Source organism: Mycobacterium sp. NAZ190054 (assembly GCF_001545925.1).
In the GTDB taxonomy this organism is placed as follows: domain Bacteria; phylum Actinomycetota; class Actinomycetes; order Mycobacteriales; family Mycobacteriaceae; genus Mycobacterium.
Window position 1 is genome coordinate 1 of the sequence record NZ_LMVQ01000066.1, and the last position, 13,889, is coordinate 13,889.

A 13,889-nucleotide genomic window follows, 5' to 3' on the forward strand; every position below is an offset into this window, starting at 1 on the left:
CTCACGGGACGGATCGTTAAAGGATGTCGGAAACTGCGGGGAGCTTAGCACCGCGGGACGGTGACGGCGTATTCGGCAGGTAGCCTCGGCCCGGTGAACCTCGACCGCAACAAGGCCTCCATCGTCGGAGGAGACCGGGGTGCCGTCGGGCAGCGTGACCGCGGTGTGGCCGCGGTTCCAGCCCACGACCAGTGCGCCGGGCTGCGTGCCGTACTGGAAACCGCGGGCCAGCAGCGCGCTCTCGATGTTCCCGGTGTGGAACCTGTCGCCGTAGACCGGCCTGCCCGTCGCGGCGTTGGTCACCCACGACACCAGGCCGGAGCAGTCGGTGCCGGCGGGAGAGTCCCCACCGGAGACGTACGGCGTGCCTGACACCTGGTTGACAAGCGTCAAGAGTGTTGCGATGGCGAACATGCGGACGGACACTAACAAAGGGTCTCTAATGCGCCCAAAATCTGTGACGGTCGGCACAATACACCTGAACTTCACAGCTCTGTCACGAAATACGTTGTGACTGTCCGCTATTGGGAAGGCACCGGAGAGACACCGCGACGAGCACAAAAAATGTTGCGGTGCAACGGTTTTGAGTACGACCGGGCCGACTTCACGAATGCGCGGAGCAACCCGCCGTCATGTCATCCGGGTTTGCCCGGCGGGGCCTCGCCGCCTGCCGGGCGGGTGCTCAGCGATGGGCCAGCAACAGCGGGATCCGCTGCTCGGCGTCCGTCAGCGACCCATGCTGCCCCACCAGCGACGACTCGATGGGCTCGGCGGTCCGGCGGAGCAGACCCGACGAGCCCCTGGCGGCGGCCACCACATCCCCGATCCGCGTACGCACCTCGTCTGTCACGTGTTCGCCGAACCAACCCGCCGCCACCGCCTCCTCGCCGGTGACGACCCACGCCCGGTCACCGAGGATCGCGCGCCAGGCGGCCACCACGTCCGCGGTGGCGCCGGCACGGGTGTAGATGTGACGTGCCCGCACCTCGCCGCCGATCGCCTCGGTGCCGTCGGCGAGCGCGGTGTTGGTGTCCAGATCGATCACACTGTCGTCCAGCGCGACCATGCCGTGATCGGCGACCACGGCGAGCAGGCCCCCGGCGGGCAGACCCTCGATGATCGATCCGACCATCGTGTCGACCTGCCGCAGCTGCAGCCGCCAGGCGGTCGACCCCGGGCCGTGCAGGTGGCCGACCAGGTCAAGGTCGGCGTGGTAGCCGTAACAGAATCCCCGCTCGGTGATCACCGACCCGATGGTGGCCGCAAGGTCTCCGATCGCGTGCACGCCGACGTATGTGCCGCCGCGCAGGACCGCGCGGGTCAGGCCGGAACCGGCGAACTGGGCGCCCGAGATCACGGTGACCCCGACGCCGGCCGACGCGGCCCGCTCGAACAGCGTCGCCCGCGGTTGCACCGCCTCGGGAGCGGCCCTGTCCCGCAGATCCTCGCCCCAGGGATGTGCCGACCACCTCAACGCGTTGATGACCCCGACGTCGGGGAGGCGGAAGGACATCCCGACCATGCCGTGTTCTCCGGAGCGGCGACCGGTGCCGACGGCCGCCAATCCGGCCGCGGTGGTGGCGGGGAACCCGACCTGCAGGCTGACGCCGCGTAACCCGGCCAGCACGGGTGCGTCCTCGGCATGGGCGTCCAGCAGTTCGGCACCCAGCCCGTCGATCAGGAGCACGCATGCGCCGGCCACCTCGTAGGGCAACGGGATCCGCGGCTCGAAACCGTCCACCCCCATCGCCGCCAGCACCGAGGGCGTCACATCGGCCAGGTGGGACAGCGACGGGTCGGGACGTGGCAGCTCCATGTCAGATCTGCGGAAGCCGGACCACCTGGACGAAGAACTCGTCGATCTGCCGGACGGCGTTCATGAACTGGTCGAGATCGACCGGCTTGGTGACGTAGGCGTTGGCGTGCAGCTTGTAGCTGCGCAGGATGTCCTCCTCCGCCGACGACGTCGTCAGCACGACCACCGGGATGTGGCTGAGATCAGGATCGGACTTGATCTGCTCGAGCAGCTGGCGCCCGTCGTACTTCGGCAGGTTCAGGTCGAGGAGCACCAGGTCCGGCCGGGGCGCATCGGCGTACGCGCCGCGCCGGTACAGGAAGTCCAGGCCCTCCTCTCCGTCGTGCGCCACGTGCAGGGTGTTCTTGATCTTGTTGTGCTCGAATGCTTCCCGCGTGATCAGCTCGTCCCCGGGGTCGTCCTCGATGAGCAGCACGTCGATGGCGCGTTCAGCCGGTGTCATGAGGTCGATCCTTCCAGGAGGGTGGGGGCCGCGTCATCAGCGGTGATCGGCAGCGTGAAATGGAACCGGGTGCCGCCGGTGTAGGTGGTGTCGATCCAGATCACGCCGCCATGGTGTTCGACGATCTTCTTGCACAGCGCAAGTCCGATCCCCGTGCCGCTGTACGCGTCGCGGCCGTGCAGGCGCTGGAAGATCACGAACACCTTGTCGACGAACTCGGGGGCGATGCCGATCCCGTTGTCGGTCACCGAGAAAGCCCAGTGTTCGGCACCGTCTCCGTCCCCGTCGTCGTCGGTGGCCCGGACCACGTCGATGACGATGCGCGGAGCCACACCGTCGCGGCGGAACTTCACCGCGTTGCCGATCAGGTTCTGCCACAGCATCGTCAGCAGGGTGGGGTCGCCCATGATCGTCGGCAGGCCGTCGGCGGGCCGTTCGATCACCGCGGCGGACTCCTCGACAGCCGTGGACAGGTTGCTCAGCGCGGCGTCGAGCACCGTGTCCAGGTCGACCGCGGTTTCGGTCGCGTTGAGCCGCCCGACCCGCGAGAAGGTGAGCAGGTCGTTGATCAGGACCTGCATGCGTTTGGCGCCGTCGACCGCGAAACCGATGTACTCGACGCCCCGTTCGTCGAGTTTGTCGCCGTAACGCTTCTCGAGCAGCTGACAGAAGGAGGCGACTTTGCGCAGCGGCTCCTGCAGGTCGTGCGATGCCACGTAGGCGAACTGCTCCAGTTCGGCGTTGGAGCGACGCAATTCCTCGGCGTGCAGATCGAGCGCCTCGGTGGCCTCGCGCGAGGCCTCGAGTTCCTCGACGATCCGTTGGCGCATGTTCTCGACGTCGCCGGCGATCGCACGGATGTCCTTGGGACCCTGCGGGACGATGCGCTCGCCGAAGCTGCCGTGGACCACCCGGCGGCACGCTTCGGCCAGCGTGGTCAGCGGCCGGACCAACGCCCTGCGCAGCACCAGTGCCAGCAGCACGATCGTCACCGCGAACGTGGCCGCCATTGCGAGCAGCACGACGTTGCGCAGCGTCCGCACCCTCTCCAGTTCCGCGACGCCCTCGTTGCTGGCCTGCACCAGGTGCTCGTTCTGCGTGTCGAACAGGTCGCGCAGCGTGTCGAATTCGCTCTGCCCGATCTCGGTCAGGGCGGGGTCGGCGGCGCCGGGGACGCCGGGGCGCACGTCGGCGATGACCGGTTCGGCGTAGTTGATGCGCCACTGCCCGGAAGCCTGTTCGATGGCATCGAGATCGTCGAGCAGATCCGGACGGTCCTGCTCGAGCTGGCGGATGTCGGCGGCCGCCTGTTGCTCGATCGCCCGGCCCTCGTCATAGGGCAGCAGGAACCGACTGTCGGCGGCGATCAGGTAGCCGCGCACCGCGGTTTCCTGATCGCGCAGCGCCGCCTGCAACTGGTAGGCCGCCACCCGGGCCGGCTGGATGTGGTTGATGAGCTGACCGGACACCTGGTCGGTGCGGTTGAGCAGCACGGCCACCGTGCTACCCCCGATCAGCACGATGAGGCCCATCACCGACAGCACGGCGAGCTGCCAGCCCTGCACCGTGAGTCCGGCCGCCGCGGTGCGGCGGCGCTGGCCGTCGCTCATGGCCGGCGGGTCCGCTCCACCCGTACCACCGCGATGTCGTCGCTGATCCCGCCGTGGGACGCCGCCTGCTCTTCGACGGCGTCGATCAGCGCGTCGACGAACGCACGTCCGGGCAGCGCGGCCAGCGAGCGCGCCAGCTCGAGCAGACCGTGCTCGCCCAGGCGCTCGTTGCCGCGGCCGACGTGGCCCTCGAACAGGCCGTCGGTGATCAGCACCAGTCCCTTGCCGTCGGGCAGTTCGATCTGCTGCGGCTCCCAGTCCCGGCCGTGCAACCCGAGGGCGGGGCCGCCGCGGGGCTCCACCCAGTCGACGGTGCCCCCGCCGTGCAGGAGCATGCCGGGGTGCCCGGCCCGCACCGCGGTGATCAGCGGCCCGTCCGGGGGGATCGCGAGGCTGAGCACGGTCGCGAAGATCCCGCGGCCGGCCCGCTCGGCGCGCAGGATCCGTTCCAGCTGTTTCATCCGGTCCGAGCCACGCAGCCCGGCGAATGTCAGCGCCCGCCACGCGATGCGCAGCGCGACCCCGAGCGCGGCCTCGTCGGCGCCGTGGCCGGCGACGTCGCCGATCATCACATGCACGGTGCGGTCCGGTGTCTGCACGAAGTCGTAGAAGTCACCGCCGAGCAGCGCGTTCTCACGACTGGGTCGGTACTGGGTGACGATCTCGACGCCCGGATCGTCGAGCAGCAGCGGCGACGGGAGCAGGCCGCGCTCCAGCCGGGCGTTCTCCCGCGCCCGCAGCTCGCTGGCGTGCAGGTCGACGGCGGTGAGCTCGGCGCGCTTGCGCTCGATGGCGTAGAGCACCGCGCGCCGCAGCACCTCGGGATCCACCCGGCCCTTGACCAGGTAGTCCTGCGCACCGGCCGACACCGCCGACACGCCGACGTGTTCGTCGTTCAGCCCGGTGAGCACCACGATCGGGATGGTCGCGTCGTGTTTGGCGATCCGGTTGAGGCCGTCGATCCCGTCGGTGTCGTGCAGGTGGAGGTCCAGCAGGATGCAGTCGGGGCGCGCGACCGAGATCTCCTGCTCGGCCCGCGCCATCGACTCGGCCCAGACGACACGGAAGTCCTCGCCGGCGTCGGCGAGGAACTCTTCGACCAGGATCGCGTCCGCGCGATCGTCCTCCACGAGGAGCAGCGACAACGGGTCGCCGTTACTCGGGACAAGCATCTGACCCGACACCCCCGTTGACGCGCGCTGACCGCGCGCGCCGATTTGTTTTCTTGACAACTTCTGGAGGATACCTGGCGCACCATGCCCGGCGGACAATCCGCACCGCGGCGTTGCGCCCCGCCACCGCGGGCCTGCGCTGGTAACCTCCGTCCGGTCGCCGGTTCGAGATAGCGGGGTAGCCGGTCCTGCCGCATTCGCCGTCTCCCGAGAACACCAGCCGGGACCGTCACCGACGACGCTGACCGCGATGAAACTGCTTGGAATCTGACGAAATGAGTCGTGTGCGCACCGGAGAGATCAGAGCCTTGTCCGGCTTGCGCATCGTCGCCGCTCTCTGGGTCGTCCTGTTCCACTTCCGCCCGCTGCTCGCCGAGGCCGCGCCCGACGCGACCAGCGCGCTGGCGCCGATCCTGAACGCCGGCGCCCAGGGCGTCGATCTCTTCTTCATCCTCAGCGGGTTCGTGCTGACCTGGAACTACCTCGACAGGATGGGGGAGCGCTGGTCGACGAGGTCGACCCTGCGGTTCCTGTGGTTGCGGCTGGCCCGGGTGTGGCCGGTGTACCTGGTGACGATGCACCTGGCCGCCGCGTTCGCGATCTTCACGCTCTACGTCGGCGGTTTCCCGCTGCCGCCACCGGTCATCGAGTCGCTGAACGCGTTGAGCTGGCTCAAACAGGTGCTGCTGGCCCAGCTGTGGTTCCAGCCGTATTTCGACGGGTCGAGCTGGAACGGGCCGGCCTGGTCGATCAGCGCGGAGTGGCTGGCCTACCTTCTCTTCGGCGGGCTGGTGCTGATCATCTTCCGGATCGCGGCAGCCACCAGGGCCCGCGGGTTGATCTGGCTGGCGGTGGCCGCCTCGCTGGCACCGACCCTGCTGCTGCTCGCCCACGGGGTCTTCTACACGCCGTGGAGCTGGCTGCCGCGCATCGTCATGCAGTTCACCGCGGGAGCGCTCGCGTGTGCGGCGGTGCGCAAACTCGTCCTGAGCGACCGCACCCGCAGGGCGGCCGGTCTGGCGTCACTGCTGCTGGGCGCGGTGATCGTCGGCGGGCTGTACGCCCTCGACGCCAACCCGCCGGGCGACATGCTCGACGCCGGCGGCCTGGTCGACGTGCTGTTCGTGCCGTTGGTGATCACGTTGGCGATCGGCGCGGGCACGCTGCCGTCGCTGCTGTCCACCCGCGTCATGGTGTACCTCGGGCACATCTCGTTCGGGCTGTACATGGTGCACGAGATCGTCCACACCGTGTGGAACTGGGCCGTCCTGCAGTTCGACATCCACCTCACCCCGAGCTGGTGGGCCAAGCTCGTCGTGTTCGGGCTGATCCTGATCGCCGGCGTCTCGGCGGCCCTGCTCTACCACCTGGTCGAGGAGCCCGCCCGGCGGTGGATGCGCCGCATGGTCGAGCCGATGGAGCCACGCGTCACACACACCGCCGATGCGCCCGCGGGCCGGCTGCATCCGGTCGCCGCGCGCGCCGGATGACAGGTTTTCACGGGACGGCGAGTCGAGCGGCTGACCGGCTGTCGCAAATCTAGGCTGGTCCGGTGAGACGCCTTCTGACAGTGGTGCTTTGCCTGGCGGTGTTGTTCGCCTCCGGCCACGCCCGCGCGCCCGAACCCCGGGACGTGCAGTTGCTGCAATTCGCCGCGAACCGTATCTCGGTGATCGGCGATTCCTACACCACCGGAAGCGACCAGGGTGGCAACGGTCCGAAGAACTGGTCGCCGCAGGTGTGGAAGGCGTTGACCGACCACGGGATCGCCGTGACGCCGACGGTGGCCGCCGAAGGCGGCGCCGGCTACTGCACGCGGGGCAACCACGGCAGCGTGTACGAGGACCTGACCGTGCGTGCGGTCAAGCCCAGTGACGTGCTCGTGGTGTTCTTCGGCTCCCGCAACGACATGAACGCCGACCCGACGCGGTTGTCGATCTCGATGTACGGCACCTTCAGACTGGCCCGTCAGATCGCCCGCACGGCCGATCTGCTGGTGATCGGACCGCCCTGGCCGACAGCAGATCCGCCCCCGGAGATCGTCCGGGTCCGCGACGTGCTCAAGTATCAGGCCGACCTCGCCGGCGCGACGTTCTTCGACCCGATCGCCGCGCGCTGGTTCGTCGGGCGCCCCGAGCTGATCGGCGCGGACGGGGTGCACCCGACCGATGCCGGGCACGCCTACCTGGCCGAGAAGATCGCGCCGCTGATCAGCGCGAAACTGCATCCGTTCTGACGGGCACGAGAAAAGGGGCGTCCGGCGGCCGATCGGCGGCCGGACGCCCCCCTTCGGGTCGGGCTGTTACTCGAGTCCCTTGCCGATGTCGTATCGGTCGGCGTCCATCACCTTGACCCACGCCCCGACGAAGTCCTTGACGAACTTCTCCTTGGCGTCGCTCTCGGCGTACACCTCGGCCACGGCCCGCAGCTGCGAGTTCGAGCCGAACAGCAGATCGACACGGGTGCCGGTCCACTTCTGCGCGCCGGACGCGCGGTCGGTACCGACGTAGGTGCCGTCGTCGGCGGGTGACGGCTTCCACTCGGTGGACATGTCGAGCAGGTTGACGAAGAAGTCGTTGGTCAACGCGCCCGGCTTGTCGGTGAACACACCGTGCTTGGTGCCACCGAAGTTGGTGTCCAGCACGCGCAGGCCGCCGACGAGAACCGTCATCTCCGGAGCCGAGAGCCCGAGCAGGTTGGCCCGGTTCACCAACCGGAACTCGGCCGGCAGCCGGCCACCCTTGCCCAGGTAGTTCCGGAAGCCGTCGGACTTGGGCTCCAGGTGGGAGAACGACTCGACGTCGGTGTGCTCGGCCGTCGCGTCGCCACGGCCGGAGGTGAACGGCACCTCGATGTCGAAACCGGCGTCCCTGGCTGCCTTTTCGACACCGACCGCACCGCCGAGGACGACCAGGTCGGCGAACGACACCCGGGTGCCGGACTCCTGCTGGATCTGCTCGAGCGTGCGGATCACCTGGGCCAGCTCGTCGGGTTCGTTGACCTCCCAACCGAGCTGCGGCTGCAGCCGGATCCGGCCGCCGTTGGCGCCACCGCGCTTGTCACTGACGCGGAACGACGACGCCGCCTTCCACGCCGTCGACACCAACTGCGACACAGTCAGACCCGAGTCGGCGATCGCGGTCTTCAGTGTGGCGACCTCGTCGGCGGACAGCTCGACACCGGCCGGGGTGGGGTCCTGCCACAGCCAGGTCTGGCTGGGCACCTCGGGTCCGAGGTAGCGGACCACCGGGCCCATGTCGCGGTGCAGCAACTTGAACCAGGCCTTGGCGAACTCCTCGGCCAGCTCTTCGGGATGATCCAGCCAGCGCCGGGTGATCTGCTCGTAGATCGGGTCGACGCGCAGCGCCAGATCCGAGGTCAGCATGGACGGGTGGGTCTTGCCGCTGCCGTGGGCCTCCGGAACCGAGTTGGCCCAGCCGTTGTCCTTGGGCCGCCACTGGTTCGCGCCGGCGGGGCTCTTGGTCAGCTCCCATTCGTTGCCGTACAGGATCTCCAGGAAACTGTTGTCCCACTTGGTCGGAGTATGCGTCCAGACCACCTCGAGACCACTGGTGACGGTGTCCTTGCCGTTCCCGGTGCCCTGCGGATTGGCCCAACCGAGACCCTGCATCTCCAGATCGGCGGCCTCGGGCTCGGGGCCGACCAGCTCGGCGTCGCCGTTGCCATGGGTCTTGCCGAACGTGTGGCCACCGACGATCAGCGCGGCGGTCTCGACGTCGTTCATCGCCATCCGACCGAACGTCTCGCGGATGTCGATCGCGCTGGCGAGCGGGTCCGGGTTGCCGTTGGGGCCTTCGGGATTGACGTAGATCAGGCCCATCTGGACCGCGGCCAGCGGGTTCTCCAGATCCCGTTCACCGGTGTAGCGCTTGTCGTCGAGCCACTCGACCTCGGGGCCCCAGTACACGTCTTCCTCGGGCTCCCATCGGTCTTCGCGCCCGAACGCGAAACCGGCGGTGCGGAAGCCCATGTCCTCCAGCGCGACGTTGCCGGCGTAGACGATCAGATCGGCCCAGGAGATGTTCTTGCCGTACTTCTGCTTGACCGGCCACAGCAGGCGGCGCGCCTTGTCGAGGTTGGCGTTGTCGGGCCAGCTGTTCAACGGCGCGAAACGCTGCATGCCGGCACCGGCGCCGCCGCGGCCGTCCTCCACACGGTAGGTGCCCGCGGCGTGCCAGGCCATCCGGATGAACAGCGGGCCGTAGTGGCCGTAGTCAGCCGGCCACCAGTCCTGCGAGGTGCGCATCACCTCGACGATGTCGGCGCGCAGCGCGTCGACATCGAGGGACTGCACCGCCGCGGCGTAGTCGAAGTCCTCATCGAGCGGGTTGATGACGTCGGGGTTCTTCTGCAGGATCTTCAGGTTCAACCGGTTCGGCCACCAGTCGTGGTTGCCGCCGCCGGCTACCGGTGGCTTGAGCCGCCCAAAGCCTGCGGGGCAACCGCCTTCGGGCGCCTCCGACTGCGCTTCGCCAATCGGCGGGCTGTCTTCGATGGGTCGATCGTCGGGCACAGCGACTTCCTTCCGTGGTGGTGGGTGGTGTTTCGAACTGCGATCACGGATGTGATCGGGAGACTTGCCGGGCCGCGCACTGCGGGCAGATGCCCCAGTACACGACCTCGGCCTCGTCGACGACGAAGCCGTCGAGGGCGCCGACCGGATCGGACGGGATCAGGCACGGCGCCTCGCCGACGGCGCAGTCGACGTCGGCGATCACGCCACAGGAGCGGCACACGATGTGGTGGTGGTTGTCGCCGACCCGGGTCTCGTAGCGGGCGACCGAGCCCGTCGGCTGGATCTTGCGCACCAGGCCGGCGGCGGTCAGTGCGGCGAGCACGTCGTAGACCGCCTGCCGGGACACCTCGGGCAGCATCGCGCGCACCGCGCCGAAGATCGTGTCGGTGTCGGCGTGTGGATGTGCGGCAACCGACTGCAGTACAGCTAGTCTCGGACGCGTCACACGCAGATCCGCCTCGCGGAGCATGAGTGCGTGGTCCGAAGTCACATGGATGTTGTACGCGGTTTTCTGGAATGAGTCAAGAAAACGACGCAACGGGGTGTCACCCTGTTAGGGTTCGGCCGTGATCCGAAACGTGGTGCTGGCGAAGTTGAAGACCGGTTACGACGCCGCCGAGGTGGAGCGTGTCCAGGACGGTCTGCGCGCGCTGAACTGCCCCGGCACCGTGCGGTACACCGTGGGCACCGACGCCGGGCTGCGCGACGGCAACTGGGACTTCGTGATCGTCGCCGACTTCGAGGACGTCACCGCCTACCGCGGCTACGACGAGGATGCCGCGCACAACGAATTGCGGGCGCGGTTGGCGCCTTTCGTCGAGCAGATCGCCCGCGCGCAATTCGAGGTACCGCGGGGCTGACGGCCTCACCGAGGCCCGGGGCCGGCGGTGAGGACAAGTTAACGAGTTCTCAAAGCAGCACGGTTCCGCCCGTTACCCGCAGCCGCCACGCTGCGACGATGAGTATCTTCGACCAGATCGGCGGCTCCGCGGCGGTCACCGCGGCTGTCGACGACTTCTACCGCCGGGTGACCGGCGACCCCGAGCTGACGCCGTACTTCGAGGGCGTCGACATGAGACGGCTCAAGACCCATCAGCGTGCGTTCATCGCGGCGGCGATCGGTGGGCCCGAACCGTACCGCGGGCGCCCCATGCGAGAAGCCCACTCCCACCTCGACGTCACGGCGGCGCACTTCGACCGTGTGGTCGGGCATCTGGTGCAGACCCTGACCGATCTGGGGGTCAGTGGCACCCTGATCGGCCAGATCGGCGCCAAACTGGCACCGCTGAAGGACGAGGTCGTCGCCCCGGACGCTCAGGCGCGCGCCGGCTGAACGCCCCAGGCCTGCCGGGGCTCACCTCGGGCGGACCGATCGATATCTTGGGCACTGACCGTACCGCGCTGACAGCCGCATACCGGCGTCCTCGGCGACCGAGACGGGAAGTGAGGGCGAAGTGGACTCTGGGCGACACCGGGACGCTGCGTGGTCATGACCAGCCCACCTCGTTGGCGGTGGTTCGACGTGCGACGGATCTGGCCGCTGTGTGCGCTGTCGTCGGCTGTGTTCGGCGTGCTCATGGCACTGGCCACCCGATACGGATTTCACCGCGACGAGTTCTACATCCGGGAGTCGGGTCGCCGACTCGACTGGGGTTACCCCGACCACCCACCGCTGAGCCCTTCGCTGGCGGCCATCACCGACGCGGTCGCCCCTGATTCACTGATCGCGCTTCGGGTCATCCCCGCTCTGGCGGCCGCCGCCACCGTGCTGCTTGTCGGGTTGATCGCCAGGGAGTTCGGCGGCGAACACAGTGGGCAGATACTCGCGGGCGCGGCGGCGGCGACCTCGATTCCCGTGCTGTCCACCGGACATATACTGGCCACGGTCAGCCTCGACGTGTTATTCGCCGCGGCATTGACCTTCGTCATCGCCAGACTGCTGCGTACCGGTGACCATCGGTTGTGGGCCGTCGCCGGTGTGGTGCTCGGCATCGGGATGCTCAACCGGGTGTTCCTGGCGCTCTACGCGGTGGCACTGCTGGTCGCGGTCATCGCCTGCGGACCACGGGAACCGTTGCGCAGCCGGTGGTTTCCGATCGGCGCTGCCGTGGCACTGGCGATCGCCTCGCCGACGCTGATGTGGCAGGCCGCCAACGGGTGGCCACAGTGGGAGATGGCCACCGCAATCAGCGCCGCGAACAGCCGTTGGGAACTGGTCGCCATCCAACTGGTCATCGTCGGCCCGCTGCTGTTACCGGTGTGGATCGCGGGCGCGGTGTGGCTGATCCGTCGGCCCGAACTACGGTGCTTCGGTATCGCTTTCGCGGTGTTGCTGACGGTTCTGTTGATCTCCAGCGGACAACCGCACTATCTGTTCACCGCCTACCCGGCGTTGTTGGCCGCAGGCGGTGCGGCGCTGGCGGATTGGCTGCAGGGCCGCCGGGTCCGCGTGGTGGCCGCCACGGGACTGCTGACCGCGTCGGCGGTGGCGTCGGGGTTTATCGCACTGCCGCTGGTGACGCCGTCGGTGCTGCGGGATTCGGCACTGCTGGAGATCAATTCGGAGTTGGGCGAACAGATCGGCTGGCCGGAGATGGGCCGGACGGTCGCAGCCGCCATCGATACGCTGCCCGCCGCCCGGCGCGCAGACACGGTCGTGATCGCCGACAACTACGGGCAGGCCGGTGCGCTGGACCATTACGGTGGCCGATACGTCGCGCCGGGCACCGACTTTCCACCGGTATACAGCGGTCACCAGGCGTACGCCTGGTGGGGGCCGCCACCCGAGCACTACACCACCGCGATCGTGATGGGCACCGACACACCGTCGACGATCCCGTTGTGGGCGCAAACCGCATGCGGGCAACTCGACGAGATCGCCGTCGTGCACAACGACCACGGGGTGCCCAACCAAGAGCACGGCACCCGGGTCTTCCTGTGTTCGGAGTTGACCGCATCGTGGAGTGAACTGTGGCCGCAGATCCGCCGCATCGGCCCCGCACGGCAACCTGGTCAGTCGAGGTGAAGGCGCGCGGAACCTCTCCGTGGCCGTGGTCAAGGATCTCATTGGTCGGATTAGGGCGGAGGTGCGCGCACTCGTCGACCGCCGAGGAACTAGGCCTGCCGGCGGTAGCGCTGCACGAAGCCGTCCAGGATCTTGGTCGGGTGGGTCACCTTCCGTTGCCGCGCATCGTCTTTCAGTGCCTGCGCGGTTTCGGGGGCGAAGTAGCCGTGGTGCTTGTACACGTCGATGCGGGTGCAGATGCCGTCGACGTCCAGTTCCGGGTGGAACTGCGTCGCGTAGACGTTGGCGCCCACCCGGAACGCCTGCACCGGGCAGTCCGCGGACCTGGCGAGCCGCACGACGTGACCGGGCAGCCAGGACGCCGCCTCCTTGTGCCCGCCGAACGCGTCGAAGGTGTCCGGCAGTGCGGCGAACAACGGGTCGGCGCGGCCCTGGTCGGTCAGGTGCACGGTGACCCCGCCGACCGGCTCGCTGTATGACCGGTCGATCACCGCGCCGACCGCAACCCCGATGGTGCCGACCCCGTAGCAGCAGCCGAGGAACGGGAAATCCGTCGCGACGACCTCGGCGAGCAGCGCGGCCAGTTCGGCCTCCACCCGGCGCTGCGTCGCGGACTTCGTACCGGGATCGTCGCTGACGTTGTACGGACCGCCACCGAGGATGATGCCGGACCACTGGGTCAGGTCGATCGCGCCGAGCTCGCGGTGGGTCAGCCGGACCCGGCGCAGCCCGCGCTCGTCCAGCCCGGAGAATCGCATCATCGCCGCATACTCGTCGTCCGCGGCTTCGTCCTCGCCACGGATCGACAACAGCAGAAACGCGGCGTCGGCCACGGCGTAAGCGTAGCGACGGGCTACTTTGTCGGTCAGTGAGAACACTCATCGATCTCGACAGCGCCCCCGTGTTCGCCGTCCCGACCGCCGCAGGCCCTCGGGAGGGCGTGTTGCTCGACGGTCCGCAGGGCTGGGGCGAGTTCAGCCCGCCCGTGGACGCCGACGACCAACTGGCCGCGCGATGGCTGACCGCGGCGATGGAACCGAGCACGGTCGGCTGGCCCGACGCCGTCCGCGGCCGGGTGCCGGTGGTCGACGGCCCGTTGTGCGTGGATGTGGCGGCCGGCGGTGTCGACGCCGCGGTCGCGCAGATCGGTGCGCTGGATCCGACGGGTGGAGGTGCGCAGCCCCGACTCGGCCTGCAACCCGTACCTGACCTTCGCGGTGCTGCTGGCCGCCGGGCTGCGGGGCATCGAGAAGAACTACGTGCTGGGCCCGCAGGCCGAGGACAACG

Annotated in this window: 13 protein-coding genes and 2 pseudogenes; 7 read left to right on the forward strand and 8 right to left on the reverse strand. The window is 68.6% G+C overall.

Going from position 1 to position 13,889, the window contains the following annotated elements; translation table 11 throughout:
* The 5 genes from ASJ79_RS06350 to ASJ79_RS06370 form a co-directional block, all read right to left on the reverse strand.
* Positions 1–414, reverse strand: a 414-nt coding sequence (locus ASJ79_RS06350; RefSeq protein WP_231750747.1) for an NlpC/P60 family protein, incomplete at its 3' end; no start/stop codon positions are given.
* 268 nt (positions 415–682) lie between these two features.
* Positions 683–1,816 (reverse strand): alkaline phosphatase family protein, encoded by a 1,134-nt coding sequence (locus ASJ79_RS06355; protein WP_067953889.1) that lies wholly within the window; start codon positions 1,814–1,816, stop codon positions 683–685.
* A gap of 1 nt (position 1,817) precedes the next feature.
* Positions 1,818–2,258, reverse strand: a complete 441-nt coding sequence (locus ASJ79_RS06360; protein ID WP_067953890.1) for a response regulator — start codon at positions 2,256–2,258, stop codon at positions 1,818–1,820.
* Positions 2,255–3,868 (reverse strand): CHASE3 domain-containing protein, encoded by a 1,614-nt coding sequence (locus tag ASJ79_RS06365; RefSeq protein ID WP_067953891.1) that lies wholly within the window; start codon positions 3,866–3,868, stop codon positions 2,255–2,257. Before ASJ79_RS06365 ends, ASJ79_RS06360 begins: the two co-directional genes overlap by 4 nt.
* Complete coding sequence (locus ASJ79_RS06370) at positions 3,865–5,040, reverse strand: PP2C family protein-serine/threonine phosphatase (protein ID WP_067953899.1); 1,176 nt, start codon at positions 5,038–5,040, stop codon at positions 3,865–3,867. The genes ASJ79_RS06365 and ASJ79_RS06370 overlap by 4 nt, the downstream gene beginning before the upstream one ends.
* A 275-nt stretch (positions 5,041–5,315) precedes the next feature.
* Between ASJ79_RS06370 and ASJ79_RS06375 the strand changes: the two genes are divergently transcribed.
* Both ASJ79_RS06375 and ASJ79_RS06380 read left to right on the forward strand, forming a co-directional pair.
* Positions 5,316–6,530, forward strand: a complete 1,215-nt coding sequence (locus ASJ79_RS06375; protein WP_067953892.1) for an acyltransferase — start codon at positions 5,316–5,318, stop codon at positions 6,528–6,530.
* A 62-nt stretch (positions 6,531–6,592) separates the two neighbouring features.
* Positions 6,593–7,276 carry a GDSL lipase gene (locus ASJ79_RS06380; RefSeq protein WP_067953893.1) on the forward strand — a complete coding sequence of 228 codons (684 nt, stop codon included), beginning with the start codon at positions 6,593–6,595 and terminating at the stop codon, positions 7,274–7,276.
* Positions 7,277–7,342: 66 nt separating this feature from the next.
* Here ASJ79_RS06380 and katG read toward each other — a convergent pair whose 3' ends face one another.
* Complete coding sequence (katG, locus tag ASJ79_RS06385) at positions 7,343–9,574, reverse strand: catalase/peroxidase HPI (RefSeq protein WP_067953894.1); 2,232 nt, start codon at positions 9,572–9,574, stop codon at positions 7,343–7,345.
* A gap of 43 nt (positions 9,575–9,617) precedes the next feature.
* Entirely contained in the window at positions 9,618–10,046 is a 429-nt protein-coding gene (locus ASJ79_RS06390) for a Fur family transcriptional regulator (RefSeq protein ID WP_067953895.1), read from the reverse strand.
* Positions 10,047–10,143: 97 nt separating this feature from the next.
* On the opposite strand from ASJ79_RS06390, the gene ASJ79_RS06395 reads away from it, so the two are divergent.
* From ASJ79_RS06395 to ASJ79_RS06405, 3 genes are all read left to right on the forward strand, one after another.
* The gene (locus ASJ79_RS06395) at positions 10,144–10,437 is read left to right on the forward strand and encodes a Dabb family protein (protein WP_067953896.1); all 294 of its coding nucleotides are present in this window, start codon (positions 10,144–10,146) and stop codon (positions 10,435–10,437) included.
* 98 nt (positions 10,438–10,535) lie between these two features.
* Complete coding sequence (locus tag ASJ79_RS06400) at positions 10,536–10,910, forward strand: group 1 truncated hemoglobin (RefSeq protein WP_067953897.1); 375 nt, start codon at positions 10,536–10,538, stop codon at positions 10,908–10,910.
* Between the two features lie 156 nt (positions 10,911–11,066).
* On the forward strand, positions 11,067–12,602 hold the full coding sequence (locus ASJ79_RS06405) for a glycosyltransferase family 39 protein (RefSeq protein WP_082753691.1): 1,536 nt from the start codon (positions 11,067–11,069) through the stop codon (positions 12,600–12,602).
* An 89-nt stretch (positions 12,603–12,691) separates the two neighbouring features.
* On the opposite strand, the gene ASJ79_RS06410 is transcribed toward ASJ79_RS06405, so the two are convergent.
* A complete protein-coding gene (locus ASJ79_RS06410; protein WP_067953900.1) occupies positions 12,692–13,435 on the reverse strand; it encodes a glutamine amidotransferase in 744 nt (247 codons plus the stop codon).
* Between the two features lie 35 nt (positions 13,436–13,470).
* Between ASJ79_RS06410 and ASJ79_RS30740 the strand changes: the two are divergent.
* Positions 13,471–13,758 (forward strand): annotated as a pseudogene (locus tag ASJ79_RS30740) (O-succinylbenzoate-CoA synthase); the annotation flags it as partial.
* A gap of 4 nt (positions 13,759–13,762) precedes the next feature.
* Positions 13,763–13,889, forward strand: a pseudogene (locus ASJ79_RS06415) (hypothetical protein); the annotation flags it as partial.

Excerpts from the sequence above, each read along its gene's own strand:
- ASJ79_RS06365 (WP_067953891.1), bottom strand. The coding sequence starts at position 3,868 with ATGAGCGACGGCCAGCGCCGCCGCACCGCGGCGGCCGGACTCACGGTG.
- ASJ79_RS06360 (WP_067953890.1), bottom strand. The coding sequence starts at position 2,258 with ATGACACCGGCTGAACGCGCCATCGACGTGCTGCTCATCGAGGACGAC.
- ASJ79_RS06355 (WP_067953889.1), bottom strand. The coding sequence starts at position 1,816 with ATGGAGCTGCCACGTCCCGACCCGTCGCTGTCCCACCTGGCCGATGTG.
- ASJ79_RS06375 (WP_067953892.1), top strand. The coding sequence starts at position 5,316 with ATGAGTCGTGTGCGCACCGGAGAGATCAGAGCCTTGTCCGGCTTGCGC.
- ASJ79_RS06405 (WP_082753691.1), top strand. The coding sequence starts at position 11,067 with ATGACCAGCCCACCTCGTTGGCGGTGGTTCGACGTGCGACGGATCTGG.
- ASJ79_RS06400 (WP_067953897.1), top strand. The coding sequence starts at position 10,536 with ATGAGTATCTTCGACCAGATCGGCGGCTCCGCGGCGGTCACCGCGGCT.
- ASJ79_RS06370 (WP_067953899.1), bottom strand. The coding sequence starts at position 5,040 with ATGCTTGTCCCGAGTAACGGCGACCCGTTGTCGCTGCTCCTCGTGGAG.
- ASJ79_RS06390 (WP_067953895.1), bottom strand. The coding sequence starts at position 10,046 with ATGCTCCGCGAGGCGGATCTGCGTGTGACGCGTCCGAGACTAGCTGTA.